Annotated in this window: 21 protein-coding genes and 3 pseudogenes; 7 read left to right on the top strand and 17 right to left on the bottom strand. The window is 60.2% G+C overall.

The features are described 5' to 3' along the window. Positions 1-44: 44 nt before the first annotated feature. Positions 45-902, bottom strand: coding sequence for a hypothetical protein (locus AB8Z38_RS13580; RefSeq protein WP_369725650.1), 858 nt, complete (start codon positions 900-902; stop codon positions 45-47). Positions 903-982: 80 nt separating this feature from the next. Here AB8Z38_RS13580 and AB8Z38_RS13575 point away from each other — a divergent pair, with 80 nt between their 5' ends. Then, complete coding sequence (locus tag AB8Z38_RS13575) at positions 983-1,237, top strand: helix-turn-helix transcriptional regulator (RefSeq protein ID WP_369725649.1); 255 nt, start codon at positions 983-985, stop codon at positions 1,235-1,237. Between the two features lie 72 nt (positions 1,238-1,309). Further along, positions 1,310-1,503: pseudogene (locus AB8Z38_RS13570) on the top strand (hypothetical protein); the annotation flags it as partial. A 201-nt stretch (positions 1,504-1,704) separates the two neighbouring features. Here the strand turns inward: AB8Z38_RS13570 and AB8Z38_RS13565 are convergent. After that, positions 1,705-4,929, bottom strand: coding sequence for a PAS domain S-box protein (locus AB8Z38_RS13565; RefSeq protein WP_369725648.1), 3,225 nt, complete (start codon positions 4,927-4,929; stop codon positions 1,705-1,707). 1,013 nt (positions 4,930-5,942) lie between these two features. Here AB8Z38_RS13565 and AB8Z38_RS13560 point away from each other — a divergent pair. Continuing rightward, positions 5,943-6,476, top strand: coding sequence for a hypothetical protein (locus tag AB8Z38_RS13560; RefSeq protein WP_369725647.1), 534 nt, complete (start codon positions 5,943-5,945; stop codon positions 6,474-6,476). A 26-nt stretch (positions 6,477-6,502) separates the two neighbouring features. Here the strand turns inward: AB8Z38_RS13560 and AB8Z38_RS13555 are convergent. From AB8Z38_RS13555 to AB8Z38_RS13525, 7 genes and pseudogenes are all read right to left on the bottom strand, one after another. Beyond that, positions 6,503-6,739 (bottom strand): annotated as a pseudogene (locus AB8Z38_RS13555) (FAD-binding oxidoreductase); the annotation flags it as partial. Positions 6,740-6,815: 76 nt separating this feature from the next. Continuing rightward, positions 6,816-8,336 (bottom strand): DHA2 family efflux MFS transporter permease subunit, encoded by a 1,521-nt coding sequence (locus AB8Z38_RS13550; protein WP_369725646.1) that lies wholly within the window; start codon positions 8,334-8,336, stop codon positions 6,816-6,818. A gap of 4 nt (positions 8,337-8,340) precedes the next feature. Continuing rightward, positions 8,341-9,563 (bottom strand): annotated as a pseudogene (locus AB8Z38_RS13545) (HlyD family secretion protein). Further along, positions 9,556-10,038, bottom strand: a complete 483-nt coding sequence (locus AB8Z38_RS13540) for a MarR family winged helix-turn-helix transcriptional regulator (protein ID WP_369725645.1) — start codon at positions 10,036-10,038, stop codon at positions 9,556-9,558. Before AB8Z38_RS13540 ends, AB8Z38_RS13545 begins: the two are co-directional and overlap by 8 nt. Positions 10,039-10,365: 327 nt before the next feature. Then, positions 10,366-10,557, bottom strand: coding sequence for a DUF2934 domain-containing protein (locus tag AB8Z38_RS13535; RefSeq protein ID WP_369725644.1), 192 nt, complete (start codon positions 10,555-10,557; stop codon positions 10,366-10,368). Positions 10,558-10,782: 225 nt separating this feature from the next. Continuing rightward, a complete protein-coding gene (glgX, locus tag AB8Z38_RS13530) occupies positions 10,783-13,026 on the bottom strand; it encodes a glycogen debranching protein GlgX (protein WP_369725643.1) in 2,244 nt (747 codons plus the stop codon). A 35-nt stretch (positions 13,027-13,061) separates the two neighbouring features. Then, a complete protein-coding gene (locus tag AB8Z38_RS13525; RefSeq protein WP_369725642.1) occupies positions 13,062-13,337 on the bottom strand; it encodes a DUF3606 domain-containing protein in 276 nt (91 codons plus the stop codon). Positions 13,338-13,661: 324 nt separating this feature from the next. Here AB8Z38_RS13525 and AB8Z38_RS13520 point away from each other — a divergent pair, with 324 nt between their 5' ends. The 3 genes from AB8Z38_RS13520 to AB8Z38_RS13510 all read left to right on the top strand — a co-directional run bounded on the left by AB8Z38_RS13520 (position 13,662) and on the right by AB8Z38_RS13510 (position 15,242). Then, the gene (locus tag AB8Z38_RS13520) at positions 13,662-14,153 is read left to right on the top strand and encodes a hypothetical protein (RefSeq protein WP_369725641.1); all 492 of its coding nucleotides are present in this window, start codon (positions 13,662-13,664) and stop codon (positions 14,151-14,153) included. A gap of 12 nt (positions 14,154-14,165) precedes the next feature. Further along, positions 14,166-14,696, top strand: coding sequence for an alpha-amylase family glycosyl hydrolase (locus AB8Z38_RS13515; RefSeq protein WP_369725640.1), 531 nt, complete (start codon positions 14,166-14,168; stop codon positions 14,694-14,696). A 162-nt stretch (positions 14,697-14,858) separates the two neighbouring features. Beyond that, positions 14,859-15,242, top strand: a complete 384-nt coding sequence (locus tag AB8Z38_RS13510; protein ID WP_369725639.1) for a hypothetical protein — start codon at positions 14,859-14,861, stop codon at positions 15,240-15,242. A 949-nt stretch (positions 15,243-16,191) separates the two neighbouring features. On the opposite strand, the gene AB8Z38_RS13505 is transcribed toward AB8Z38_RS13510, so the two are convergent. The 5 genes from AB8Z38_RS13505 to AB8Z38_RS13485 all read right to left on the bottom strand — a co-directional run bounded on the left by AB8Z38_RS13505 (position 16,192) and on the right by AB8Z38_RS13485 (position 21,151). After that, entirely contained in the window at positions 16,192-17,934 is a 1,743-nt protein-coding gene (locus AB8Z38_RS13505) for an ATP-binding protein (protein ID WP_369725638.1), read from the bottom strand. Between the two features lie 4 nt (positions 17,935-17,938). Further along, a complete protein-coding gene (locus AB8Z38_RS13500; protein WP_369725637.1) occupies positions 17,939-19,099 on the bottom strand; it encodes an FIST signal transduction protein in 1,161 nt (386 codons plus the stop codon). 171 nt (positions 19,100-19,270) lie between these two features. After that, a complete protein-coding gene (locus AB8Z38_RS13495; RefSeq protein ID WP_369725636.1) occupies positions 19,271-19,891 on the bottom strand; it encodes a hypothetical protein in 621 nt (206 codons plus the stop codon). Between the two features lie 37 nt (positions 19,892-19,928). Then, a complete protein-coding gene (locus tag AB8Z38_RS13490; RefSeq protein WP_369726489.1) occupies positions 19,929-20,249 on the bottom strand; it encodes a hypothetical protein in 321 nt (106 codons plus the stop codon). Positions 20,250-20,899: 650 nt separating this feature from the next. Continuing rightward, positions 20,900-21,151, bottom strand: coding sequence for a hypothetical protein (locus AB8Z38_RS13485; protein ID WP_369725635.1), 252 nt, complete (start codon positions 21,149-21,151; stop codon positions 20,900-20,902). Positions 21,152-21,535: 384 nt separating this feature from the next. Here AB8Z38_RS13485 and AB8Z38_RS13480 point away from each other — a divergent pair, with 384 nt between their 5' ends. Beyond that, entirely contained in the window at positions 21,536-22,459 is a 924-nt protein-coding gene (locus tag AB8Z38_RS13480) for an ankyrin repeat domain-containing protein (RefSeq protein WP_369725634.1), read from the top strand. A gap of 16 nt (positions 22,460-22,475) precedes the next feature. On the opposite strand, the gene AB8Z38_RS13475 is transcribed toward AB8Z38_RS13480, so the two are convergent. The 3 genes from AB8Z38_RS13475 to AB8Z38_RS13465 form a co-directional block, all read right to left on the bottom strand. Further along, the gene (locus AB8Z38_RS13475) at positions 22,476-23,102 is read right to left on the bottom strand and encodes a cytochrome c (RefSeq protein ID WP_369725633.1); all 627 of its coding nucleotides are present in this window, start codon (positions 23,100-23,102) and stop codon (positions 22,476-22,478) included. Between the two features lie 86 nt (positions 23,103-23,188). Further along, positions 23,189-24,901, bottom strand: a complete 1,713-nt coding sequence (locus tag AB8Z38_RS13470) for a pyrroloquinoline quinone-dependent dehydrogenase (protein ID WP_369725632.1) — start codon at positions 24,899-24,901, stop codon at positions 23,189-23,191. Positions 24,902-25,085: 184 nt separating this feature from the next. Further along, complete coding sequence (locus AB8Z38_RS13465) at positions 25,086-25,430, bottom strand: hypothetical protein (RefSeq protein ID WP_369726488.1); 345 nt, start codon at positions 25,428-25,430, stop codon at positions 25,086-25,088. Positions 25,431-25,459 lie beyond the last annotated feature (29 nt).

The raw sequence follows: 25,459 nt of genomic DNA, 5'->3' as shown, positions 1-25,459 counted from the left end.
TCACTTCGACTCCTTCGCTGCGTCGCCGATCGCCGGTCGTCGGGCTAGACCACGCGCCCGCGCCACGGGCCGGGGCCGCTCGGGCGAGCCTTGAGGATCCGCACCATGGAGTCCTCTACGGCCTCCTCGCGGCCAACCTGCCGGGTGGGCGCGACGACCGTGACGTCGGTTTTGGCCGGAACCTTGGACAGGCTCGCGAGCGTCGGCGCCAGGAGCCCGCGCATCTCGGCGAACAGGGTGCGGTGCAACTCCGCCGTCACCGCCTCGAGTGTCGCAAGCACCGGCACGCCGAAGTGTTCGTCGAGTTCCTCGCCCGTCACCTTCAGGTCCTTGCTGAAGCCGGAGGCGCCGTAGACGTCGATCACAGCGCTAGTCACGTTGCGGATGCCTTCGTAGCCGAGCTTCGAAAGGTAGTCTGCGACGACGAGACGCGCCGCCTTCAGGCCATGCTCGATCGGACGGCGCCGCGCTGACTCGGTGGCTCCGTTGCCGCGCTTGACCTCGTAGACGCCGGCCCAACCGGCTTCGGTCTCGACAACAATCAGATCGACCGTCACCATGCGCAGGACCGCCGAATCGGCCTTGAGCTTGATCTTGGCCAGATCGCGATCGGAGTTCTGTGAGGCCAACAAAGCGTTCGCCGCTTCCGTGATCGGCAACGCGACCTCGGTCAGGACCTCGAAACGGCCGGTCGCCGCGAGGGCGTCGGCCAAACTCTTCTGGAGCATCAGACCATGGCGCTTGACCACGCTGTTGATCACCGAGAGGGACTTCGAGAGATCCGGTCCGATGATCGGATCGATCGGAAAATCGCCAGCCATGGCGTTGTCGATCACCGCGCGGGAAGCCCGGGTGATCGCGGCCGCCGAAACCAACGGCGTGGTGTCGAAAGGGGTCGTCATGAGGTTGCTCCTGCGCTCGGGAGTGAGCGTGGAATGACCGTCTCATATCATACATAAAAAGTCACTAAAAGTGCCAAAACGTGGTTAACATTCAGCAAATCCGCGCGGCGCGCGCATGGCTTGGCCTCTCGCAAGAGGAGCTTGCCGATCGGGCGGGCGTTGCGAGACGCACGGTCATTCGCCTCGAAAATACGGACGAGCCACGTTCGGAGCGCATCATGGAAAAGCTTCGTGCCGTCTTCGAAGAACTCGGCATCGAATTCTTGTTCGAAGGCCGGCACGGCGTCGGACTACGACATCGTGACTTCAACAGGCGGTCAACGGATCCAGATTAATTAGAGATTCGGGAGCCGAGATGGAACGATGGCTTTCGCGTCGACGGGCTTCACACTCGCCACTGAACGAACGTGTCGGAGGCCGATGCGCTGAACTATGTCGCCGGCTATTGCGTCTGCAACGCCGTCTCCGAGCGCAACTTGCGTATCGCGCACAAGGGCATCTGGGTCGAGCCGAAGCTGCTTGCCGAGGTGGAGTACCGGGCGAAGTCGGCGGGGGAAAGGTCCGGCACCCGTTTTTCAAGGGTCTGCGCGAGGATCTGTGACCAGGCACGGACCATCTCCCGCGGCGTGGCCGAGGTGGTGACCGAACCATAGGCGCCGGCCGGCTCTTACGGACATCATGTCTGATGCGTTTGATTACTCCCGCGCCTACGCCTTCCGGCTCTTTGCAAAGCCCGATCGATGCCGCGCGGCGGGATGAATCATCTGAAGCCGATTACGGCCTCCTCAAGACGGACATCGGCTCATCCGCTGCCCGACATGCTGGCTAGTTTGGCAGCGAGTTCGTTGCCGCTGAACGGCTTGACCATTCGCGGAAGATCGGGCGCAACGCCTTCGCTTTCGGCATAGCCCGACACCAACAGCACCTGCGTCCCGGGCATTTCCGACCGAACGCGCCGGGCCAGATCCGTGCCGTTCATTCCTGTCATCAGATGGTCCGTAACAAGCAACTGGGGCTTGAGACCGCCCTCGATCAGGCGGATCGCCTCTTCCGCCGAAGCAGCTTCCAGAACGGCGTATCCGATGTCCGTTAGCATGTCCGCGGCTGCCGCGCGCACAAGGGGCTCGTCGTCGACGAGAAGCGCCGTTCCAAGCGGGCCACCGCCGGGCGTCGAGACCTGTTCTTGGCTCTCCGCCTTCACGGGCTCATCGGTCGAAGGAAGCCAGATTTCTATATTCGTGCCCAGCCCCGGGCGGCTTTGAATGGTCAGTGAGCCGCCCAATTGCGAGGCCAAGCCGTGAGCCATCGATAGCCCGAGACCCGTGCCCTTTCCGATGCCCTTGGTCGAGAAGAATGGCTCGATCGCACGGGCCTTCACGGACTCGTCCATGCCGACGCCGCTGTCCGCAACCGATATCCTTAGGTAGCGGCCAGGCTTCAGATTGGCGCGATGTCCCAAGTCGACGTCCTGGGCATCCGCGGTAATGCGCAACGTTCCGCCGTCAGGCATGGCGTCACGCGCATTGACCGCGAGATTGAGGAGAGCCATCTCGAGCTGATTTTCATCGACCTTTGCGGCCGGCAGGTCCTGCTCGATCTCGACAGAGACCTTGACCTGCGGACCGGACGTACTCGCAATCAGATCCCCCATCCCGCGGATGCGGTCCCCCACCTGGGTCGCTCTGGTTTGGAGTGGCTGCCGCCGTGCAAATGCGAGCAACCGCTGCACAAGCGTCTTGGCCCTGTCTGCGGACTGTATCGCCCCGGTGATCAATCGCTGTTCGCGTTCCCCGCCTACGCCTCGGCGCTGCAAGGCGTCAAGGGCGCCGACGATCGGTGTCAACAGGTTGTTGAAGTCGTGTGCTACCCCGCCAGTTAGCTGGCCCATCGCCTCCATTTTCTGTCCCTGACGCAGCTGCTCCTCCGCCCTCGCGAGCCGCTCCTGCTCGCGGATACGTTCCGTCACATCGTAGACAGATCGATACGCGCCGATCCGCTCTCCCTTGCTGTTTCGGAGGGTGTTGTACTTCATTTCGTAGTGGCCACGTTGTTCGCGATGGCCGAACGTCGCAATCTCCGTGAATTCCTCTCCTGATAGTGCGCGGGCCCAAACCGCGCGCACGGCTTCTCGCTCAGCGGGCAGATGCGTCAACAGGTCAAGCATGCATTGCCCGGCTTGCGGACGAACTCCGAAGATCTTCGCGAATTCGTCCGCCGCGGCCTTGTTGATGGCGAGCCAGCGGAATTCCAGGTCCACGACCTGCACGAAAGCATCCGTCCCCTCGACAATGTGGGCCAAAACCCTCCGTTCAGCCAAGACTTCGGAGATTCGGCGTTCCAATGTCTCGTTCAGCTCCTTGAGCTTTGCTTCATCTGCCTTGCGAGCAGTGACGTCGATCGCGGTGCCGGTCACTCGCACGCAGCGGCCGTCGTCATCGAACACGCCTCGTCCCTTCGCAGCGACCCAGCGGACGCGACCGTCCTCTTTACCGATGGTTCGATACTCGACATCGTAGAGAGCGCGCTCCTCGGGATCTGCCGCCGCTGCGTAAGCTGCGCCGACTAACTCGCGGTCCTCCGGGTGAAGGCCTGAGAAGAAGTCCGCCATCGACACGGGTCTCTCCGGCGAGATACCGAACATCGCCTTGACCAACGGCGGCCAATGCAGGACCTGATTGACCTCGTCCACATCCCAGAAGCCGACGTCCGCGTTGGCGGTAGCCAGGCGCAAACGTTCTTCGTTCTCTCTCAGGGCGATATTCATCGCCTGCAATTCCTCTTCGGCACGGCGACGTTCTGCCTCTGCTTCCTCTCTCCGGGTGATGTCGACGTTGACGCCGATCATCCCGAGGAAGTCACCGGAAGCGCCGATGCGAGGATGCGCGACGGTTTCCAGAACCCGGTATGCTCCCGAGGCGCTGCGGTATCGTCCCTTCAGCTCTACCGCAGCCCGTTTCGCAATTGCGCCCCCCACCTGTTCGTGGATGGCGGAGGCGTCGTCGGGATGTATTGTCGACGACCAGTCGAAGTCGGGAATGGCTGCTTCCTCCACTCCCCAGAAGTCACGTAGCAGCCGATTGAGGTGAAGGCATTTTCCCCAGGAGTCGCTTATCCAGATCATGACCGGAGCGTGCTCCGACATGAGCCGGAAACGAAGCTCGGATTCCCTCAACTGGTCTTCCGTCATGATTCTGTCGAGCGACAAGCTCAACTGGCGTGCGATGGTGCTGGCTAGACGGGTCTCTCCTTCGCTGAAGCGATGCGGGCACCTATAGTAGGTCATGAACTTGCCGAAGACGCGTCCGTTGCGGACCAGGGGAATGAACGCGAGTCCACGAATCCCTTCGCCCTCGATCACCTTCTTCAGGGCCTCGGGTTCGTTCGCATCCCGAATGTCGGCCACGAAGATAGGGGACGCGCAAGTCGTGTCGGGCGTCCATGGCGAGTGACCGTCCACGGCTTTGCGGTACTGCTCGCTGATGCCTCTCCAGGCGACGAAGCGCATCTCGGAAGCCGAATCGAACAGCAGGATCGATGCGCGGTCGCACTCGAGCGCTTCGGTAATCGCATCGAGCGCCGCCTCATAGACCTCTTGAGCGGATCTGGCAGCCTGTAAACGCTCCGTGAGATGAAAGAGCGTCCCAAGCTCGCCAACGGTCCGCGAAAGGGATTCCGCGGCCCTCTTGCGTTCGCTGATGTCCCGGCAAAAGGTTGCTCCGCCTACGATCGAGCCCTTCTCATCGCGCAGCGGGACGACCGTAAGCTCCACGGCCAGGGCTCTGCCATCCTTGCCCACCCGGTCGGTTTCGAAGGGGCCATAGGATTCGCCGGCGCTCACCCGATCGATCATGTTCTGGGCGGCTGAGCGCTCCGCTTGCGGGACCAGATCCAGGATGGAGTGACCGGCGACCTCCGAAGCCTCGAACCCTAGCAGCCGTTGTGCCGCGGGATTCCACTGCGTGATGATGCCGTCGGTGCGCCAGCACCAGATCGCGTCGGGCGAGCCGGCAAGGATCGCCGAAAGCACCACCCCTCCGGGCTCTACTCCCAGGTCGCGAGCGGATTTTGGTTTCAAGACGGAAACCGGTCGGTCAGCCCTGCTCGACATGCTTACCCCCTAGCGGCCATCTCTTGAGATGAGACGCTTAAATGTCTTCGCTCCATTCCCGGATAACAAAACCTTACACAACGACGTGGATTAGGGTTGGTTCCAAACCCGCGCCCAAGAAGTAGGCGCACGCAGACAAAGGCTCCGTCCGATGGCCGCCGAGCCTATGTAACCGAGGGCTTTGTGAGCCCTGCAAAGGGGAGGCGACCGCTCTCGATCGCCTCGAAATCGTCCGAAATCGACGGCCGATTCGCCCGGTGAGGTGGTACACAGCGTGGTCACAAACGTGGACGGGACTTTGCGGCGTCCTTGTTTTTCGGCATTTTTTGCGCATTCTATGGGTAGGGAGACCCACTCTCTCCGCGAGCTCTTTCCAAGCGCCTGAAACTCCGGATGATTTACGTTTCAAAAATACGCTTTAGGAGAAAGCCCCGGTGGTGCATAGGAGTGGTCACCGTGAGCTTTCGCATGATCGAGCCTTGGATCAATCCTCATTCGGAATTCTACTTCTTCAGAAGCCGGGTTCCGAAAGGCGCAAGTTCGGCGTGCCAAGGTCAAGCTCAGGCTTGGCGGCAAGGCTTGGGACGAGGCCCGTTCTCCGCGGCCAGAAAGAATCTGAAGTTTCGAGCAGCAGTGGCGCGCGAATAGGCGCGCGGCTCGAAGGAGCTCTCGCTTGATTCACGCGTCGCCTCCGAGGCTCTCATCTGCCCGTTTGGATCGCATTTTTGGTGGGATCGTTCTCGCGCTGGCCGGAGCCGTGGCGCTTTGCCGAGTTCGCAAAAGCGATTGTCGCGCAATTGCACCGACGCTCGTGCCATTGAGTTAACCCAGGTTAATCGCGCACTTTCTCCCGCCGCTCTTCAGACCCAATTCAGCCAAATCATTATCGGTTGTTCTCATCGGGGCAGGACCCTCCAACCCAGAGTCCTGCAATGATCAAGCAAGTTGTTTCCGCGTGTCTCGCTATTGCCGCCAGCTCCATTGCCGCGGAAGCGCGGCCCTCTCGGAATCTTCAAGTGCCGGAGTGCAACGTCACCATGCCCTGCGATTTCTCGTATGCGCAGCCGCGCCGCGGGCGGGCTCCGAGGCCGTCATTGCCGGCCTATGGCGCGACACAGATGTCGGTGACCAATGCGGGTTACACCGCCACGACGATCAGCGTCTCCGGCGAGCGCGTCATCGGAGGCCGGCCCGCCGGTTGCCCGTCGTTCTGTGGCTGCGGCGCCGCACTGCACGTGTTCGGCCATGTCGTGCCGGAATTGAATCTGGCATCCAACTGGCTGCGCTTTCCACGCGCCGCGCCGGCGCCGGGAATGGTCGCGGCGCGACGGGGGCATGTCTTTGTTCTCGAGCAGTCTCTCGGCGGCGACATGTGGATGGCGTATGACGCCAACTCGGGCGGTCACGCCACACGCATGCACGCGCGTTCGCTGCGAGGCTACACCATCGTCAACCCGCGCGGCTGAGGAAACGGCGAGGTGCTCGGCCTCCATCACACCCGCAGCACCTTGCCCGGATTCATGATGTTCTTCGGATCGAGCGCGCGCTTGATGGTGCGCATGATGTCGAGCTCGGTCTTCGAGCGGTAGTGGCTGAGCTCGTCGAGCTTTTCGATCCCGATGCCGTGCTCCGCCGAAATCGAGCCGCCCATGGAGGTGATGAGGTCGTTCACGGCGCGCGTGATGGCGGCGGTGTATTGGTTCAGCGTCTGCTGATCCATGCCGGGCGGCAACGCGCCGCAGCTCTTCCGCGGGCGCGTTCCTCGATAAGCGGGGAGCCGCCAGTCTCTCTGTGCTTGATGGACGCTACTCCATGACCATGGCGTGATCGCCCGGTGTCGACGCCGAAGCGCCCCGAAGCAGGAGCAGCAGGGGAATGGCCGCCAGTGTCAGGATCATCATCAGCTTGAAATCGTCGATGTAGCTGATGATGGTGGCCTGTTGCTGGATGAGCGCGTCCAGTGCGGCTTGTCCAGGGGCCGTCCACGGGCTCAAAGCGCGGAAAGCATGCTGCGCAAGCTCGCGGTTGGTCGCGGTCACATGCGCGCCGATGATGGCGTGGTTGACCTGTCCGTTCCGGATCAGCAGGTAGGAGACGACCGAGATGCCAACGCTGGATCCGACATTGCGCGACAAGTTGTAGAGACCGGTCCCGTCGCCGCGCTTGGCCGGGTCGAGGGTCGCGAAGGTCACGGTGGTCAAGGGAACGAAAAGGAAGCCGAGGCCGGCGCCCTGGATGAAGCCCGTGACGGCGATGGTCCACTGCGAGACGGCGGGGGTCCAGCCGGTCATGTCGTACATGGCCCAAGCCGTGAGTAGAAGGCCCGCAAGCAGCAGGAGGCGCGTGTCCACCTTGTTGATCAACCGCCCGACGACGAACATGCAGGCCATGGTGCCGACCCCGCGCGGTCCCATGACGATTCCGGCGGTCACGACGGGATAGCCCATCAGGCTCTGCAGACATGGCGTGAGGAGAGCCATGGATGCAAGATAGGTGACGCCGACGATGAAAATAAAGAACATTCCGACGGTAAAATTGCGATCGAGGAACAGGCGGGGATCCACGAACGAATGCTTTGTGGTGAAGGTATGCACCAGGAAGACGTAGAAGGCCGAGACGGCGACGGTCGCCTCGATGATGATCTCAAGGGAAGAGAACCAGTCGAGCTGCGCGCCGCGATCGAGGAACACCTGCATGGCAGCGATCGCGATACTGAGGCTGCCAAAGCCAAGCCAGTCCATTCGGCCGCTGCCAAGCGAGGAGTCTGTCCGCATGAAGGCCGAGATGCCGATGAAGGCGAGCGCGCCGATGGGGACATTGATGTAGAACACCCAGCGCCAGCTCATGTGGTCGGTCAGCCAGCCGCCGATGACCGGTCCCAATACTGGCCCGACCATGACAGAGATTCCGAAGAGTGCCATCGCGGACCCGCGTTCCTCGGGAGTGTAGATGTCCAGAAGAATGGATTGGGCGATCGGCACCAGCGCGGCGCCGAAGAAGCCCTGCATGAGACGGAACGCCACGATCTGGAATAGCGACTGCGCCAATCCGCAGAGGACAGATGCCCCGACGAAACCTACGATGGCCACCATCAGCACCCGCTTGCGCCCGAACCGCGCCGCCAAAAATCCGGAAGGCGGCGTCATGATGGCCGCCGCGACGATGTAGGAGGTCAGCACCCAGTTGATCTGGTCGGCGCTTGCCGAGACGCTGCCCTGCATGTACGGCAGCGCGACATTCGCAATGGTGGTGTCGAGCGCCTGCATGATCACCGCCAGGATGATGCAGGCGGTGATTGCTCCTCGGTTCTGGACGGCTGCCGTCATCTGATCAGAGGTAGTTTGTGATGAACTGCGGGAGACCGCGGGCGTGGCCCGTGTTTATGCTCAGCTCCACGCTCATGCCGACCCGAAGCGGCGGCTTGTCGGATCGTTCTGGACCCGTACCCGCAACGGGATTCGCTGCACGACTTTGACCCAGTTGCCGCTGGAATTTTCCGAGGGCAGCAGCGAGAAACTGGAGGAAGACGCGGGGCTGATGCTGTCGACCGTGCCGGACCATTCCACGCCGGGATAGGTGTCCACGTCGATCGTGGCCTTCTGCCCAGGTTTGACGTAGGTGAGTTCAGTCTCCTTCGGGTTGGCCTGGACCCAGACGTGGTCTGAGGACACAAGATTGAACGCGACCGTGGACGCTGCGAGATACTGTCCGGGCTGCAGCGTCGGAACGTTCGTCGCGATGCCCGCGAACGGCGCGTGGACGGTCGTATGGTCCAACTGTCTGGCGGCTTCGTCTCGGGCGGCGACGGCGTCCTTGTAGCGCGGGTGGTCCTCGATCTCTCCATTCGGGTCGCCATTGAGGTTCGCCGCAAGCCCTTCAAGCTGCTGCTGCAACGACGCGAGCTTCTGCTGCGCGCTCTGCAGGCTGTTCTTGGCGGCATCGTAGGTCGCTCGCGGAGTGAAGTTGTTGGTGAGCAGCTGCTCCTGGCGTTTGAAGTTGGTCATGTTGAAGTCGACATCTGCCTTCGCCTGCTGCACCTGGGCTTCCATGTTCCGGTAACTCGCCTGCATCGCCAGGAGGTCGTTCTTGGTGTTGCCGACCTGTGCTTCGGCTCTTTCAAGCGCAAACTGGGAGGGCTTGGGATCGAGCTTGAACAGCACGTCTCCCTTCGCGACTTTTTGGTTGTCCTTGACCACCACTTGCTGGACCATTCCGGAAACGTCAGTAGAGATGCCCACGGTGTCTGCCTGAACATAGGCGTTTTCGGTCTCCATCACCGCGCCGCCAGTGACTTAGAGGTATCCTCCCACGATCAGTGCGACGGGCAGCAGTGCAAACAGCCCGACCCGCAGCATTGAACGGCGCCTGGATTGAACAGGTGCGGCCGGCGCCGCTTTTTGCCCGAGCTGCGACTGCGGATTGCCGCGGGCTTCGACCTGATCCTGCTGCTCCGTCCGCGGTTCCTCGATGCGGCGCTCGGGCCGGCCGCGGTCGAATTGGTGAACGTTACCGTCCTCCGCGGTCTGCTTCCTGTCTTCTTTCAGTTTATCCATCACCGACCTTTTTCTTGTTCGTTACCGGCGCGTCGCAGGCGGCCGAGAGGTTCGACCGCATCACGGACAGCGACTTCAAAAGACACTCGCGATCGGATTGGGAGAGACCAGCGAGCGTCTCCGAGCGCGTTCTCTCTCCGAGCTCCCGAACCTGCTTCAGTTTGGGTTTCGCCGCATCGGTAAGACTAAGCCGCCACACCCGGCGATCCGTCGCGTGAGGGATGCGGTCCACGAAGCCGGACTCCACCAGCCGATCTACTATTCGGCTCAACGTGATCGGTTCGACGTCAAGGAGATCCGCGAGCCCCGTTTGACTGATGCCTTCATTGCGCGAGAGGTAGGCCAGCGCCTGCCATTGAGCGCGCGTCAGGCCGAACCCACGGGCGTGCTGCTCGAACCTCTTGCGCATCAAACGCGCGACGTCGTGCAGCAGGAAACCTAGTTCGGCGGATCCCGTATTAGTCGAACCATTCATGGCGAACTCACTTTGGGCAGATAGTAAGCAAGCTTATAATAGTCAATGCTTAGGGCTGATCCGCTCCTCACATGCAGTTGATTCACGCGCGTCGGGTTCCCGCGTTTGGCCGATCCCCGGAAATCCCGCCGCGTGTCATCAGGGTTGTTTGTTGTGCTTGAGCCCGCGTGCAAGCTGATGTGCTGCGAAGGCTACCGCGGAGTCCCCGTGCGGGCGATTGACCAGCGGGCAAGTCACGACTTGCCGAAAGGGAACTTGATGTCCGGGGTGTCCTTGGATCGGCTAAGCGATACCTGTGCGCGTCGCCCCTAAACCAGACATGTCACGTCAACCAGTATGCTCTAAATCGGCAACATTGTCGGTCATTCCCGGTGGCGGATCGCCTGACACGGTGCGCTCCTTAAGAAGTTCTCTCTCGGCCCGGTACCAGAACTCATCCATTTTGCAAGCCGGTTCGCCAGCGTCCTTCCATAGCTGACAAGCCCTGGTACGGATCTCTTCCTCGGTCGGACCAGACATGACTACACTCCTCAACTGATCATCATCAAAACAAAAAGGGCTCGCCTACGCAAAGCCCTCAAATTGCTCGGTTGCGTTCCAGACCATCACGTCAAAAACCGAAGGGACCTCAATTGGTTCCTGTAAGGTGATCTCGCTTAGGCACGTGCGTTCTGTGCTCCTCCATGGAGGCTGCTCAACAATGGCGTCAATCCAAAACAAGGGCGTACGTCCGCGATTCGTAAATCAAAGCTGGCTCGGCAGTGGGGTGTCCGCAATGTCGATCAACGCGCCGAGACCCTGTCGCAGGCGGCGGGTCGCGATGGTATCGTTGGCGAGTCCAAATACCACCAGAGACCGTCCTGTCACCGCGTAAAGATGTCCGAGGTCGAACTCGGCCATCGGCGTGTCCGGCTGGTTGGTATCGATCAGGCTCAGCCAGCTCCGCCCGTCGGTGACGGCGGGCAAGGTGAAGTTCACGACTTCATGGTGCGCATTGTAGATCAGCAGCATGGTCGCATCCGAGCCGCGGCGCTTGATGCCAGTCTCCTGGGCACGCCCGTCGAGCAGCATCCCAAAGCACTTGGCGTTGCCGTCCTCCCACTGCTGTGTTGTCATGTCATGGCCGGATGGTGACAGCCAGGTCACGTCATTCACGTCGAGCTCTTCATTCCGCGAGCCGACCAGAAACCGGCTTCGGTAGAGGATCGGAAACGCCTTGCGCGTGGCAATCAGCTTGCGGACAAACTCACGGAGGCTCCGGCCGTTTGCGCTAATGCCCATCCAGTCAAGCCATGTGGTCTCGTTGTCCTGGGCATAGGCATTGTTGTTGCCGTTCTGAGTGTGCCCGAATTCGTCGCCGGCAAGCAGCATTGGCGTGCCGTGCGACAGCAGCACCGTTGCGAGGAGGTTTCGCTTCTGGCGCTCCCGCAGCGCGGTGATCTCCACATCGTCTGTCGGCCCCTCGACGCCGCAATTCCACGAATGATTGTTGCTATGGCCGTCCCGATTGTCCTCGCCGTTCGCCTCGTTGTGCTTATCATTGAACGAGACGAGATCGTTGAGATTGAAGCCGTCATGCGCCGTAACGAAATTGACGCTGGCCCACGGCCGGCGGCCGCGCTTGTTGAAGAGGTCGCCCGACCCGGAAATGCGCTTGGCAAAGTCAGCGAGAGTGCCCGGATCGCCCTTCCAGAAAGCGCGTACAGTGTCTCTGAACTTGTCGTTCCACTCGGCCCATCCGGGTGGAAACTGGCCGACCTGATAGCCTCCCGGACCGATGTCCCAGGGCTCGGCGATCAACTTGACGCCGGAGAGAACCGGATCCTGGCGGCAGGCATCCAGGAAGCCGCCGCCTTCGTCGAAGCCGTAAGGTTCGCGTGCCAGAATAGTGGCAAGGTCGAACCGGAAGCCGTCGACGCGCATTTCGGTCGCCCAGTAGCGCAGGGAATCTGCAACCAATTGCAGCACGCGCTGATGTGACAGGTTGACCGTATTCCCGGTGCCGGTGTCGTTGATGTAATAGCGCTTCGTGTCCGGCAGCAGGCGATAATAGCTCGCGTTGTCGATGCCCTTGAATGAGAGCGTCGGACCGAGCTCGTTTCCTTCCGCCGTATGATTGTAGACGACGTCGAGAATCACCTCGATCCCGTGAGCGTGAAACTGATTGACCATGGTCTTGAATTCGTTCGCGAACGGCGTTTTGAGATAACGCGGCTCCGGTGCGAAGAAGGCAATGGAATTGTACCCCCAATAGTTGCGCAACCCCTTCTCGACCAGGTAACTGTCGTCGACGAAGGCGTGGATGGGCAACAACTCTGCGCTGGTAATGCCAAGCGAGCGCAGGTAGGCCGGAATGTCCGAATGCGCCAGGCCCGAGAAAGTCCCGCGATCTGCTTCGGATACCAGCGGATGCAGCTGGGTAAAGCCCTTAACGTGCATCTCGTAGGCGATCGTGCGCTCCCAGGGGACTTCCGGCTTGCGCGCTACGCCCCAGGTGAAAGCCGGGTCGATGACTCGGCACTTCTGCATCAAGGGCGCGCTGTCGCGTTCGTCATAGGAGAGGTCCTTGTCGGCATGGTTGAGCTGATAGCCGAACAGCTCCGCTCCCCAGCGCAATTGGCCGACCAACTGCTTCGCATACGGATCAAGGACCAGCTTGTTGGGGTTGAAGCGATGCCCGGCATCAGGTTCATACGGCCCGTGGACACGGTATCCGTAAACGGTCCCGGGGCGGGCTGAGGGCAGGTAGCCGTGCCACACCTCGTCGGTGTATTCCGGCAGTTCAATCCGTTCGAGTTCGGACTCGCCGGCGTCGTCAAACAGGCAGAGTTCGACCTTGCTCGCGTGTGCCGAGAACAGGGCGAAGTTGACGCCGAGCCCGTCCCACGTGGCTCCGAGCGGAAACGGCCTGCCTTCAGTGATGCGGGAACGGCGCAAGCTCGAAGCCGCCCTAGTGAGCGTCTCGTCAGAGCGTGCGGATTGGTCCATGTCAGCCCCGAAAGAACGCGGGTTAGGAAGTCGGTTTAGGAAATTGGCGCGATCGCGCCTTCAACGGTGGTTTGCTCCGTCACTGCCGAGGCAATCACCTCGATTGCAGGCAGATCGGCGGGCTTAGGCAAAACCTTCGCCCTTTGTAGCGCGACTTCTTTGCTGATCGCGGAAATCGAGTTGCCAATCTTGCCGACGATCGTCGTCAGTTCGGACTCGGACAACCGTAGGCGCTTCCTGACAAGGCGCACCTGGGTAGGGTCAGTCAGGTCCAGCTTGTTGCGGATCGGCTGCGGCTTCGAGCGTTGCATGGAGAAACTCCTGTCCGTGGGCTAACCGTCCCGATGTAGTTCAGTTCCAGCTCGCGGGCGGTGGCGCACGTGACGAACACGGCTCCCTGTGCCGATGCGTTGGCTGATTTAGCTCGACCAAGCGAGCCGGGCTGAACAGCGTGCGCGAAGCCTCACAAGCTGTTGGCCAGAGTTCTGCTGCCGAAGGAACGAATGCAGAGATCTCAACTTCTTCATTCACAGACTTGAGCGACGGAAAATCGATGCTCATAGGATCGACTTTGGCCCGCCAAGCCACTGTGAGCGGCGAAGCGTCTTGATGACGAATAAAAAGGTGAGTAGGTCGTGAGTCAGAGAGCGGCAAGACCGGAGCAATCTCGCCGCCACGGAGCTCAGATCCTCGACCATGGGGTGTCCTTTAACCTCTGGGCGCCGACCGCACGGTCGGTCGAGTTACTTGAAGTCGGCCAGCCACCGCGCCCAATGCCTCGCGACAGCGACGGCTGGTGTCAGCTGCTAAGTCCGACCGCGCGCGTCGGCACGCGCTACCAGTTCAGGATCAACGGGGAGCTGATCGTTCCTGACCCGGCCTCTCGTTTCCAGCCCGATGATGTCGGTCAACCCAGTGAGGTAATCGATACGGAGGCATTGCGCGACAGCGTGCCTTATCGAAGCCGTCCCTGGCCGGAAGCCGTCATCTACGAACTGCACGTCGGTACCTTCACCGAGGAGGGCACCTATTCCGGAGTCCAGAGCAAGCTACCTTATCTGCGCGGTCTCGGCATCACGGCCATTGAGCTGATGCCGCTTAACGACGTCCCAGGCCGGCACAATTGAGGTTACGACGGCGTGCTGCTGAACGCGGCGAATGCGCGTTATGGCAGGCCCGAGGATCTCAAGCAGCTGCTGCGCGCCGCGCACGCCCTAGACATCATGGTCTATCTGGACGTGGTCTATAATCACTTCGGTCCGCAGCTGAATTACCTGCACAGCTATGCCGAGCGTTTCTTCACGAGCCGCCATGCCACGGGCTGGGGGCCGGCGGTCAACCTCGAGGGACAAGATGGCGTATTCGTACGCGAGTTCCTGATCGAAAACGCGATGATGTGGCTGCGGGATTACGGCTTCGATGGTCTTCGTCTTGATGCGGTGCACGCCTTGAAGGACAATTCCGACCGCCATTTCCTCGTCGAGCTTGCCGAGACGGTTCGCAATGAATTCGCAGGCCGGCGCGTGCATTTGATGCTGGAGAACGAGGCAAATCAGGCGCATCTCCTTCGTCGCTCGCAGGGGCTGGCCAGGCACTATGACGCGCAATGGGCTGACGATTTCCACAACGCTCTTCACGTCCTCCTGACGGGAGAGCGCGAGGGCTATTAGAGCGCCTTCGCAGACAAGCCGCTCGAACATCTCGCGCGCTCCCTTACCGAGGGATTTGCGTATCAGGGAGAAGTCTTCCCTCTGCACGACGCTCCGCGCGGAGAGCCGAGTGCAGATCTGCCGCCCGAGGCCACCATTTTCTTCGCCCAGAATCATGATCAGGTGGGCAATCGCGCTCTGGGCGAGCGGCTGTCGAGACTGGTCAGTCCGGAAAAGCTGAAGCAGGCCCTCGCGCTCGTTTTGCTCAATCCTCACATTCCCATGCTGTTCATGGGAGAGGAAGGGTTGGCCGACACGCCCTTCCTGTTCTTTGCGGACTGGTCGGGGGAAGCTGCCGAGCTGACACGGGAGGGGCGACGGAGGGAGTTTGCGCAATTCCAGGCGTTTTCAACGCCAGAGATGCGTGCCCGGATTCCGGACCCGTGCAACGAGCAGACGTTTCTGGCCTCGAAGCTCGCCTGGGAGAAGCTCGACAGCTTGCCCGCGAGTCTCGAGTTCCGGGCGCTGACCGCCCAGTTGCTGAAACTTCGATGTCCTGCTCACTGATGTCGGGCTGCCTAAGGTTTCTGGCGTCACGCTCGCCCGAAGAGGCGAGGGCTCGGCTTCCGGCTTTGAAGATCATATTCGCGACGGGCGATCATGCCGCGGCTCATGATTTCGGAAAGCTCGACGCCGTGCTGCTGGGCAAGCCGTACACGCCGGAAGATCTGCGAGAGGCTGTGAGCGCGGTGGCAAGTATTGAGCGTGCCGGAGGCACTGGGTTGGTGCCCAGGAAGGGAGGCGGTTGAGGACGGACGCTAACGAGAGCGCTACGGGATCTCTGAATGATCATTCGGTGAAACTTGGTCGAAGTCGCCTCCTGCACCGTTGCCGCTGCAGGTTGATGACCGGCAGTTGCCCATTTTCGAACCTACTGACGTCGGCTGCGAACCTGCGATGGTCGAGCGAAGCGGACCTCGTACCGGACGAGTTATGTTGTTAGAGAGACGTATGAGCAAGCCGCCATATACGTCCGACTGTCAGATTGTGTTTTGCGCTAATTCGCTCGCATTCGACGAGGATCGTTCACTTTCGTCCGGGAGTTTCTGTGCAAAACAATAGCAGTAAGGCGGCTCTCAGTCCGAAAGGTATCTGAATTGTTGTGGTGGGCCTGCCTGGACTAGAACTAAGAACTAGACCGTTATGAGCGCAGTACGTTAACGGAAAAATCAATTAACTTCAGTGATGCCCGGTAGGATCGTGCGCGTTCGTGCACTTTGTTGAGGGGGTGGACAACTGATGTCACGGAAACCGCTGCATTTGCCTCCTTGCATGAGCGCCGATGTCCCTCTCTTGATCAGCTCTTTCTGTCAGACTTCGGAGTCCCTCCCTCTCTTCATGGAGATTGTCCAGGACATCCCGCAGCCGATTCGGCACTCCTTCAATGCGAAAGGCTTCGATGAATCTTGCGCCGGCACGAAGACACGGCGGCGAATTGGGCCCAACTTGCTCCGCATCATGCCTCATCGAGAATTTTTCGTACTTTCTCGGCCAATCCGCGAAAGGTAAATGGCTTGCTCAGCAGGTTCACCCCCGGATCAAGCCGACCGTTGTGGACTATCGCGTTGCGTGTGTAGCCCGTTGTGAATAGCACCTTCATCGCCGGATGCAGGCGCCTAGCATGATCGGCGATATTTCTCCCATGTAGGCCGTCCGGCAATACAACATCGGTGAAGAGAAGATCGATCGTTCGAGACGATTCAAGAAAGCTTATGGCCGAGGCCGCATCGGCCGCCTCGAAAACTTGATATCCGAGGTCGCGGAGCACTCCGGACGAATACGCGCGCAAATCGTCATGATCTTCCACAACGAGAATGGCCTCGTTACCCCGCAACATTGTTGCGGTCGGAATGCTGCGATCCTCCTGCTTGTCGGGTTCAGTGTTGCATCGAGGAAGATAGAGTTTGACCGTCGTGCCATGCCCCAGTTCACTATAAATCCTGATGTGGCCACCCGTTTGTCGGACGAAGCCGTAAACTTGACTCAGCCCCAGCCCAGTCCCTTTGCCGACCTCCTTAGTCGTGAAAAACGGCTCGAATACGCGATCGATGGTTGCCTTGTCCATCCCGGTTCCGGTGTCGCTGACAGCGACCAAAACGTATTGGCCCGGAGGCACGGGTTCCGGCAGTGCGGCAACATACTCGTCGTCTAGCCAGGTGTTGCCGGTTTCGATTGTAAGTCGTCCTCCGCCGGGCATCGCATCTCGCGCGTTAACCGCCAGATTGAGGATTCCATGTTCCAGCTCGGATGCGTCAGCAAAGGCGCTCCACAAACCGGCGTTGCCTACTATTTCAAGTCTGATTTGTTCTCCTAAAGTGCTCTTGAGCAGTTCGGCCATTCCCCCGAGCAAACGATCTACATCAATGGACTTTGGGTCGAGCGGTTGGCGACGTGAAAAGGCCAGCAAGCGGGCGGTAAGTGTCGCCGCTCGCTGAGATGCATGATGCGCCATCGCCTGCGCCCGCATGATGCGTCCAAACTGCGGCGCATCGGACATGCTTGCGATCTGCCGTCCGATCGTATCAAGACCGCCCATGATTACCGTAAGCAGGTTGTTAAAGTCATGTGCAACACCGCCGGTAAGTTGACCGATGGCCTCAAGCTTTTGCGCTTGGCGCAACGCTGCTTCGGCCTCGTTCCGGCGCGCGATTTCTTCCGCAACACGCTGTTCCAGCGTCGCATTGAGATTCTGAAGTATTAAGGAGGTAGCGGATACGTCTTTACGCGCGCCATCGAGTGCTCTCGCAAGATGCCTCGCATGAGACGCCGCGTCGGTGGCAGAACGTTCACGCGACACAGCTACATGAACCCGCGCTTCAGATTTTAGTAGCTCAATTAAAAGCGGCAGGCCTGATTCGACTTCATTCCAACGGATACACAAGTTCTTGCCGACGAATACCAAGATTGCCGCAGTGGCCGAACGAGCGACCGCGGGAACGAGCGTGTTAGCGTCAGGAAACGCGACCTCTCCGGAGAATTCACGGCAGTTTGACGCTTGCTTTAAAAACGTTCGCCAAGACGGGCCGCCAGGCAGGCGCTGGTTAAATCCCTGAGCTGGCGTAAAACTGCCCGTTTCTTCATCTTTCAAGAAAATGAGGAAGGCATCGCCTCCCATTTTCTTGGCCAGTTGCGCCGAAGCTTCTTGCCTTGCGCTGGCGTTTGCAAATCCATTTAAAAGGTGAGCCTCGGCTTCTTTCAAGTGACTACTCGGGAAATACGCAAACTACCGCAGTGCAGTTGTGAAAGCCACTGAACTGCCCTTCCGCCCGGGCGATTTGACCGTGGGTGTTGCACCCCGTTAACGGAATTTCGGAAAATCGCTCCTGCAGGCTGGAGAGTTCCAACCCGAACTCGTCTCCCATCCGCAGGCGAGTAGCAACGCAATCAAAGAAAAGAGCCGCCGCTGGAGGACCGCCTAATGCATCCAAAGCCGCACTTGCAGCCTGTTTGGCGGCAGAAACTGCGGATGCCGTGCTAGTCCTCATAATTCTTACGACTGATCCAACGGGGACCTCAGCGGCGCACATCACTGCGCCTTCTTCGTCGACAGCCAGAGGGACCCGCAAGCGATGTTCAGCCCCGCTATCAACCCCAATAATATTGTGCAGGAAGAATGGTAACGGTTCTTTCCGATCCAGGTTCTGATGAGTCTCTTCCGCGTGTTCTTCGAACGCTTCGATCGCTGGAAAGCCATCAAGGCTGATTACTTTCATGCCATCGCTCGCCGTGACGCGATAGGCGCGCGAGGCTGGTCTCCAGCCGTGACTAACACCTACGCCCAGTGGCTTTGCGGAAAGGATTTCCAACGCCACCGCAGCGTCGGACAAGACTTCTTCTCCACAAAAAACGGTTGTCTTTTGAAATTGAGCGTTGTCCCCCGCGCCTCCACCAAAAAATTGATATTGACCGGCTGTAGCTAACGTCAATTGATCTACCAAAATATCAGCATGCCCAGCAAGAGCATCAGCCAGAACCAGAGCAGCCCGAAAGGGAAACCCACCAGGCGGTGTGGATGTAAACCTCGAAACTATTTCTTGGGCTGCCGCAGTGGCATCCATCGCGAGGTTGCGTCCAACACTATACGAGAACATCACATCGTCGCCCACCAACCCCAGTGCACACGCTAATCCTTGTCCACTGGTCACATTCGTGAATTCGCCGGCAGATGAAGCTCCGACAAGGATGGTGTCGGGTAGCTGCTTTCGTATCGCGGAAAGCATTGCTTGGTGGTCGTGCTCAGGAGCTGCAAATACTACCAAGGCACCAGGCGATTTGTTGCTTAGGGACTTTCGTATTTCGGCGGCCAAGTACTTGCCCGCGGTCGCGCTATCCCGCGCCTCCGTTGAGACTACCGATGCCTTCATGTTCCCCCCCTTAAGCCCAAGAGCTAGGCAATTAGCTGTCGTAAACGCCCTCCGTGCAAATGAGTTCCCCTTGCCAACTGCTGCAAACGAAGCCGGGTAAGCACACGATGTCGAACGGCGTTCTACGAATGCAAAAGGGGGCGACCCGCCTAGGGCGGGCCGCCGCCTAATTCATCTCTTTCCGGAACCGTAGAGTTGCCGCTCTCTCCGGACCTCCTCCGCACCATAAGGCTGGGCGGACGGATCGTAACTCTTCCAGCCTGCCTTCTGCCAGGCTGCGCTCCGGTCGCGCAGATTAACGGCGGACTGATTCAGAATCGCTTCGTATCGCGCGCGGTCAGCATCAGGCACACGAGCTGAAACCAGCGTGCCGCCGCGCCTCACACCTTCGGCGTAGAGTGGTGCTTCCTCATCGGATACGCCGGCCTGCGTCATCGCCCCGACCACGCCGCCCGTAGCTCCGCCGGCAACGGCACCGAGCGCGGTCGACGCGAGCCACCCGGCCGCCACGACGGGCCCCAGCCCGGGGATAGCCAACAAACCAAGGCCCGCGAGCAAGCCGGCAGCGCCACCGAGACCTGCGCCGACGCCCGCTCCCGTAGCCGCACCTTCCGCCCGATCGTCAACCCCGTCGCGATCGCGATCGACCTTCTTGTCGGTGCTGTACCAGTTTTCGGAATTGTTCGCGACGATGCTCAAATCCGAATGCGGCACGCCCGCAGCTTCCAGGTTCGTCACGGCGCGCTGCGCATCGGAGTAGTTATCGTAGAGACGTGAAATCGTAACGGTCATCTTGAATCCCTCTCAATTTTCGCTGCTGCGCGCCAACCTATTTCGCCGCATTCACGTTGCCCTGGAAATCCAGACTGACATCGGTCGAGGCGCCGCCTTTACTGGCCTTTCCGCGCCAAATGCCTTTGTCGTCCTTCTTCAAGGATGTGACGTTGGTGTAGCCCGCGTCCTCGATCTTCGATTTGGCCTGGCCCTCAGTGAAACTGTTTGCGCCTGCAACCGGCTTGTTGGAGTTTTTCTGATCGGAACTGTTGACCGCATTGTTGTTGGGCCGATCGGTTGCCGGCGGATTTTGCGCAAACGACGGACCCGCCAGAAGCGAGGCAGCCGTTAGCAGAAGAAGAAGTTTCTTATTCATGTCGTCCTCCAGTAGTTGCACGGCACAACCTACGCTGGGCCGAGAAGTTCCAAGTTTTCCCGATGCGACGAGCGTGATAGCGGAGAGCACCTAGAAGAAGACGGCGGCGGGCCCAGTCTAACAGTCTGCGTTTTGATCGCCATGAGGCACAGAACGCTCCCTCATGAGGCGCCATCAGTTTTGGTCCGGCGTGTCACGGGACCACGCTTTTGAAGCAACGAGTCAGCCCTTCATGACGGGCAACGGGAGCGCTATTGAACAGGAATGCATCAGGGCGGAGAGTCCGTACCTGGACCCAAAGCCCAAGAGCGGTTTAGATGCGCCCGATTTCCGCTGTCGCCTGTAAGTAGAGCAGCAGCACATGGCTCTGCTTCTCAGATGGAATCTGATTTGCGCAATGCTGCGCAAACCGAAGCGAAATTCAAAAACGCAATTGCCGCTGCAGATCTACGAAGTCGGCGGTAGGTCGCGCGTTCAAAATTGCCGCAATGCGGTTCAAACGGACTTGCACGCATCCTCGATCTAGACGATCTCCCTGGCCGCGCTTTAGACGATAGCAACCCACCAATTGGCGCCTGTCGGTTTCTCGTAGGGTTGCGTCGACGCGCTTGGGGGTGGTTTTGCAAACTCGGCCCGTCGTCCGCGCTCGCTCAGTCCGGCAGTGCCGGCGGCAGCATCGGCAACGATGAGAAGTCCCTGTCCGGGGCGCGAGACAGCAGGCCGGCCGAGCCGGACCGGGCCGCGAAACCTTCCAAATCCAGGGCGGCACCGGCCCCGCAGGCCGCGCGCCGCTCGGCCGGAGGTGCTGCCGGGGGTGGCGGCTTCGATGGCACATGGACGTTCACAGGGACCAGCACGAACTGCCAGGGAAGCGGCAGTGGAGCTTTCACTGTGTCGGGCACGCGCGTCACCGTTGCAGGTGGCGGCGGAGGCAACGTCAGCCCTTCCGGAGCCTTCCAAGCATCGACCAACAGCGGCGGCGTCACGCTAACCGCAACCGGGCGTCTCTCGGGCAGCAGCGGTGGTGGGTCCTATACGCGGACCGACGGATGGGTCGGCCGATGGACAGCCTCGAAATAGCGGTGACGAGAACGGCAACGCCCCGGCCTTCTGCGTGATGCCTTTCTCCCCAATTTCGGGAGCCGACCAGCTGATCGAATAAAAGTTTGCCGCATTGCAGAGCGAGTTTGCGCTCGCCAGCTTTTCGCGTTGATCCAAGGCGGCTCACAGCTTGGCTTCGGTCAGCGCGCGTGCCACTCTTGAGAAAAGCGGTGGGAGGTAAGGCATTGTCCCGTTGTCTCGGAGTTTTCTGCTGGGCCGTACCCCTCGTCTTGTGCGTTTTGTCACCAGCTTTCTCTGCGGAATCCGAGCGCTGCGTGGAGTTGGGCCGCCGACTTCAAGCTAACTATAGGCAGATTTCCGCGACTGAGGTGTCGCTAATGTTGTTTTCGGCAGCGGACGCAAATTGCACCGGGCTGGCGACGGCGTTGCTGGATTCGGGCGCCTCTGTCGACGCCCGTGACCGGCGGGGCGCAAGGCCCTTAAGTCATGCTGCGCGGTTCGGTCACATGGAGATGATCGATCTGTTGCTTTCGCGGGGGGCTCCGATCGATGCACGCAATCTCGCCGGCGCGACCGCTCTGTATTTTGCGGCGGAGCGCGGCCATGTTGCGGTGGTCCGTCGTCTCATCGAACATGGCGCCAGTGTCAAGCTCACGGGCCGCAGCGGGATATCTCCAGTCGCGGCGGCTGCCTATGCCGGCAATGACGCGATCGTCGAGGCGCTGATCGCACAGGGAGCCGACGAGCGCCTGCCGGATGACACCGGGAAACCACCAATCGTTTATGCTGCCGCCGCCGGTCATGTCGATATTGTGAAGCGGTTGCTATCCCGCAACATCGACGTCAATGCCCGCTATGCCAATGAGCTTACCGTCCTGATGTGGGCCGCCGGTGCGGACGAGAAGGTCCCGGATGAAAAAGTAGCAAATGTCCTGACTTATTTGTTGGACATCGGCGCTGATATCGATGACCGGGATGCGCGTGGCCGCACGGCCCTGATGATCGCGGCCGAGGGAGGTCGCGAGAGGAGCGCTGCCCTGTTGCTCGCGCGAGGCGCGGATCCCTCGCTGCGGGACAATGGCGGCAAAGGTGCGGCCGACCTCACGACGTTGACCTCGCTGCGCGAACGCCTGAGGGCGACACATTGAGGCCCTGCGCACGCGCCTATAAGCCGGCGAGATACTCCGCGAGTGCTGCGAGTCCATCCTCCGGGGTGGCGATCATCAGGTCGGACATTCCGGGATTATTGCCTCGCTCCCGAGTGCGGAAGTCCGCAGTCGTCTTGGCGAGATATTCGCGGCTCTGGCCGGCGAGCCGCGGCACGGTGCCGGCGCCTTGAAACGCTTCCAAATGGCAGCCGGTGCAGCCAACCGAATGCTCGGCTTCGACCGCCTTCTGCGCGACGTTCTTCGGAGCCCTCGGCTGGCCAAGATCGGGCCACGGCTTCTGCGAAAAGAATTCGGCAATCGCCATCATCTCATCCTTCTCGAGCGACGACGCGATCGGCTGCATAGTCTCGTTCTTGCGGTCGCCCCGCTTGAAATCGCGAAGCTGGATGTAGATGTAGCCTTGAAGTTGTCCCCAGATGATGGGAATGCTTTTGTCGACGGGCTTGCCGTCGGCCCCGTGACAGCCGGCGCAGACTTCGACCTTATCGGCAATCGCGGGAGGGAGGGCAGGCTGCGCGCTGGCCCCGTTCCTGATTTGAGCGACCGCTATCGTTGGGGCAACGCAAATCCCCAGTCCCAGCATGACCACGCCCGCGATCGTCCAGTTCAGCAAGCAATTCATTCACTGATCCATTGAGGCTCAACATGGAAGCGGGGCCCCGATCGGCCCCGCTTCGCAACATCCATGACGATATCGCGCCTGCCCCGTCAATCGAGCGAGAAGGCGATGATGTTGTTGCCGCGTTTGAAGTTAACCTGGGTGTTGCCCCCGGCGCCAACCACGATGTACTGACTGCCGCCCACCATGTAGCTGGACGGCGGCGCATTGACCCCGGCACCGGCGCGGAAGCTCCACAATTCCTTGCCGTTAGACGAATCATAGGCCGCGAACTTGCCGTTGCCTTCGCCGCTGAACACGAGGCCGCCAGCCGTGGCGAGAATGCCCCCGATCATCGGCTCCGGTGTCTTCACCTGCCATTTGATCTTGCCGGTGTTGTAGTTCACCGCCGTGATATTGCCGGACTGCTTCTCCTCCGGGATCGCGGTGAATGCGCCGCCCAGCCACAGCTTTCCGTTTGGATAAGGCGAGCTTTCGACGCGGTAGTGCATGGGCTGATGCAGGTTGATCGCGTAAGCGAGCCCCTGGCCCGGGTCGGTCGCGATCGGCGACCACTCGACACCGCCGTTGGCGCCCGGCAGCATGCGCGCACCTTCCTTGGTCGGCAGCACCCACATGTTCTCCTGCGGCACCATCGCTTCGGAGAAGCGGATCAGGCTACAATCCTTGCGGTCGTGCACGTAGATGTGCCCGGTCTTGCCGGCATGGATCACGCCGGGAATGGTCTTACCGTTTTTGTCCGCCACGTTTACGAGCACCGGCGGGCTGACGGCGTCGAGATCCCAGACGTCGTGCGCGATATACTGGAAGTGACATGCATACTTGCCGGTATCGAGATCGAGCGACACCAGCAGATCCGTATAGAGGTTGTCGCCGGGTCGACTAGCGCCGTCGAGGTCGGGTGAGGGGTTGCCGACCACGAAGTAGATCCGGTTGGTCTCGAGATCGACGGCGGGATTTTGCCAGACGCCGCCACCGAGCTTTGCGTAGGGATCGCCGTTCTTGGCGACCGCATCCTTTTCTGCCGCGATGTCGCGATGCATATCGCGACCGGTGGCGTCTTTGGTTGCCCAGACGCCAACCGACTTCTCCGGAACGGTGTCGAAATTCCACAGCTGCTTGCCGGTCTTGGCGTCGTAGGCCCGGACGAAGCCGCGAATGCCATATTCGCCGCCATTGGTGCCGATCAGGACCTTGTCCTTCACGACAGTCGGAGCCATCGTCTCGCTGTAGCCGAGCTCGGGATCGGCAATGTCGGTCTTCCAGACGACGTCGCCAGTCTTGGCGTTCAGCGCCACCAGCTTCGAATCCAGCGTGGCCAGATAGACCGTGTCATTGAGAACCTGGACGCCGCGATTGTTGGGACCGCAGCAATAGGTCGTGATGGGTCCCATCTTGTGATTGTAGTGCCAGAGCTCGCGGCCGCTCTTGGCATCGAGCGCGTAGACGTGGCTGTAGGATGTCGTGACGAACATCACGCCGTCCACCACGATCGGTGAGGTCTCCAGCGATTCCTTGACGTCCGTTTGGAAGATCCAGGCAACGTGAAGGTTCTTCACGTTGTTGCGGTTGATCTGTTTTGCAGGATGAAATCGCGTCTGGGCGTAATTGCCGTTGGTCAGAAGGAAGTTGCTTGCGCTCTTGTCAGCTGCATTGAGCAGAGCTTGTGTGACGGGTGTGACGTTCGCCTGACCCACGGGGCCAATCGAGTCTTGCTTTACCTCCTGCTGTGCATAGGAGAGGGTTGGCAATGTGCAGGCGAACCCAAGTAGCGCGGCGTATCCGATCGAAAATTTATTCATCCGTTCCGCCCCTAATATTTTTTGCTTTTAACCGGCCGAAAGGCTGCGCGGTGCAATTGAACTGTGACTCCGGAGATACTGGTTTGACAAGCGAAGTTGATGGCGTGTGCCGCTTTTTGGAATCCTCAGCGTTCGCGACCGCGAGATGCGCGCGGTTGCGTTGCGAGATGCGCAACGGATTCAGTCAGGTCATGCTTCCCGGCATGAAACAGCGGATAACTGGATTGCCGTTGAGGTACTGCGGCCAAACAATCGTCCGGCCCGTGCGATTAGGGTCAGTAACCACTCTATCACTCGGAACGATCACCCACTGTCCGTCAATACGCACGCGATAGTGCCCATCCTCGGTGTCCCAATCGACGTCCGCGAGGGCCATGCCATCGGCATCCGCGCAACATTGAACGCCGTCTTTGCTGTGCAGGCTTTCGAACCATGATTTCAGTGGCGAATTCGCGTATCGGCCATCATCATGCACCGCAATAGGACCGAGCGCGACCAGTACCGAGACGAGCAGGTTGGTGAGAGACATGCTGAGGCCTGCAAACAACAAAAAGATCA

Source organism: Bradyrhizobium sp. LLZ17, assembly GCF_041200145.1.
In the GTDB taxonomy this organism is placed as follows: Bacteria; Pseudomonadota; Alphaproteobacteria; order Rhizobiales; family Xanthobacteraceae; genus Bradyrhizobium.
Note: the sequence above shows the minus strand (reverse complement) of the source record. Positions and strands in the feature narration are given on the sequence as shown.

Excerpts from the sequence above, each read along its gene's own strand:
- AB8Z38_RS13580 (WP_369725650.1), bottom strand. The coding sequence starts at position 902 with ATGACGACCCCTTTCGACACCACGCCGTTGGTTTCGGCGGCCGCGATC.
- AB8Z38_RS13560 (WP_369725647.1), top strand. The coding sequence starts at position 5,943 with ATGATCAAGCAAGTTGTTTCCGCGTGTCTCGCTATTGCCGCCAGCTCC.
- AB8Z38_RS13550 (WP_369725646.1), bottom strand. The coding sequence starts at position 8,336 with ATGACGGCAGCCGTCCAGAACCGAGGAGCAATCACCGCCTGCATCATC.
- AB8Z38_RS13540 (WP_369725645.1), bottom strand. The coding sequence starts at position 10,038 with ATGAATGGTTCGACTAATACGGGATCCGCCGAACTAGGTTTCCTGCTG.
- AB8Z38_RS13535 (WP_369725644.1), bottom strand. The coding sequence starts at position 10,557 with ATGTCTGGTCCGACCGAGGAAGAGATCCGTACCAGGGCTTGTCAGCTA.
- glgX (WP_369725643.1), bottom strand. The coding sequence starts at position 13,026 with ATGGACCAATCCGCACGCTCTGACGAGACGCTCACTAGGGCGGCTTCG.
- AB8Z38_RS13525 (WP_369725642.1), bottom strand. The coding sequence starts at position 13,337 with ATGCAACGCTCGAAGCCGCAGCCGATCCGCAACAAGCTGGACCTGACT.
- AB8Z38_RS13500 (WP_369725637.1), bottom strand. The coding sequence starts at position 19,099 with ATGAAGGCATCGGTAGTCTCAACGGAGGCGCGGGATAGCGCGACCGCG.
- AB8Z38_RS13495 (WP_369725636.1), bottom strand. The coding sequence starts at position 19,891 with ATGACCGTTACGATTTCACGTCTCTACGATAACTACTCCGATGCGCAG.
- AB8Z38_RS13490 (WP_369726489.1), bottom strand. The coding sequence starts at position 20,249 with ATGAATAAGAAACTTCTTCTTCTGCTAACGGCTGCCTCGCTTCTGGCG.
- AB8Z38_RS13475 (WP_369725633.1), bottom strand. The coding sequence starts at position 23,102 with ATGAATTGCTTGCTGAACTGGACGATCGCGGGCGTGGTCATGCTGGGA.
- AB8Z38_RS13470 (WP_369725632.1), bottom strand. The coding sequence starts at position 24,901 with ATGAATAAATTTTCGATCGGATACGCCGCGCTACTTGGGTTCGCCTGC.
- AB8Z38_RS13465 (WP_369726488.1), bottom strand. The coding sequence starts at position 25,430 with ATGTCTCTCACCAACCTGCTCGTCTCGGTACTGGTCGCGCTCGGTCCT.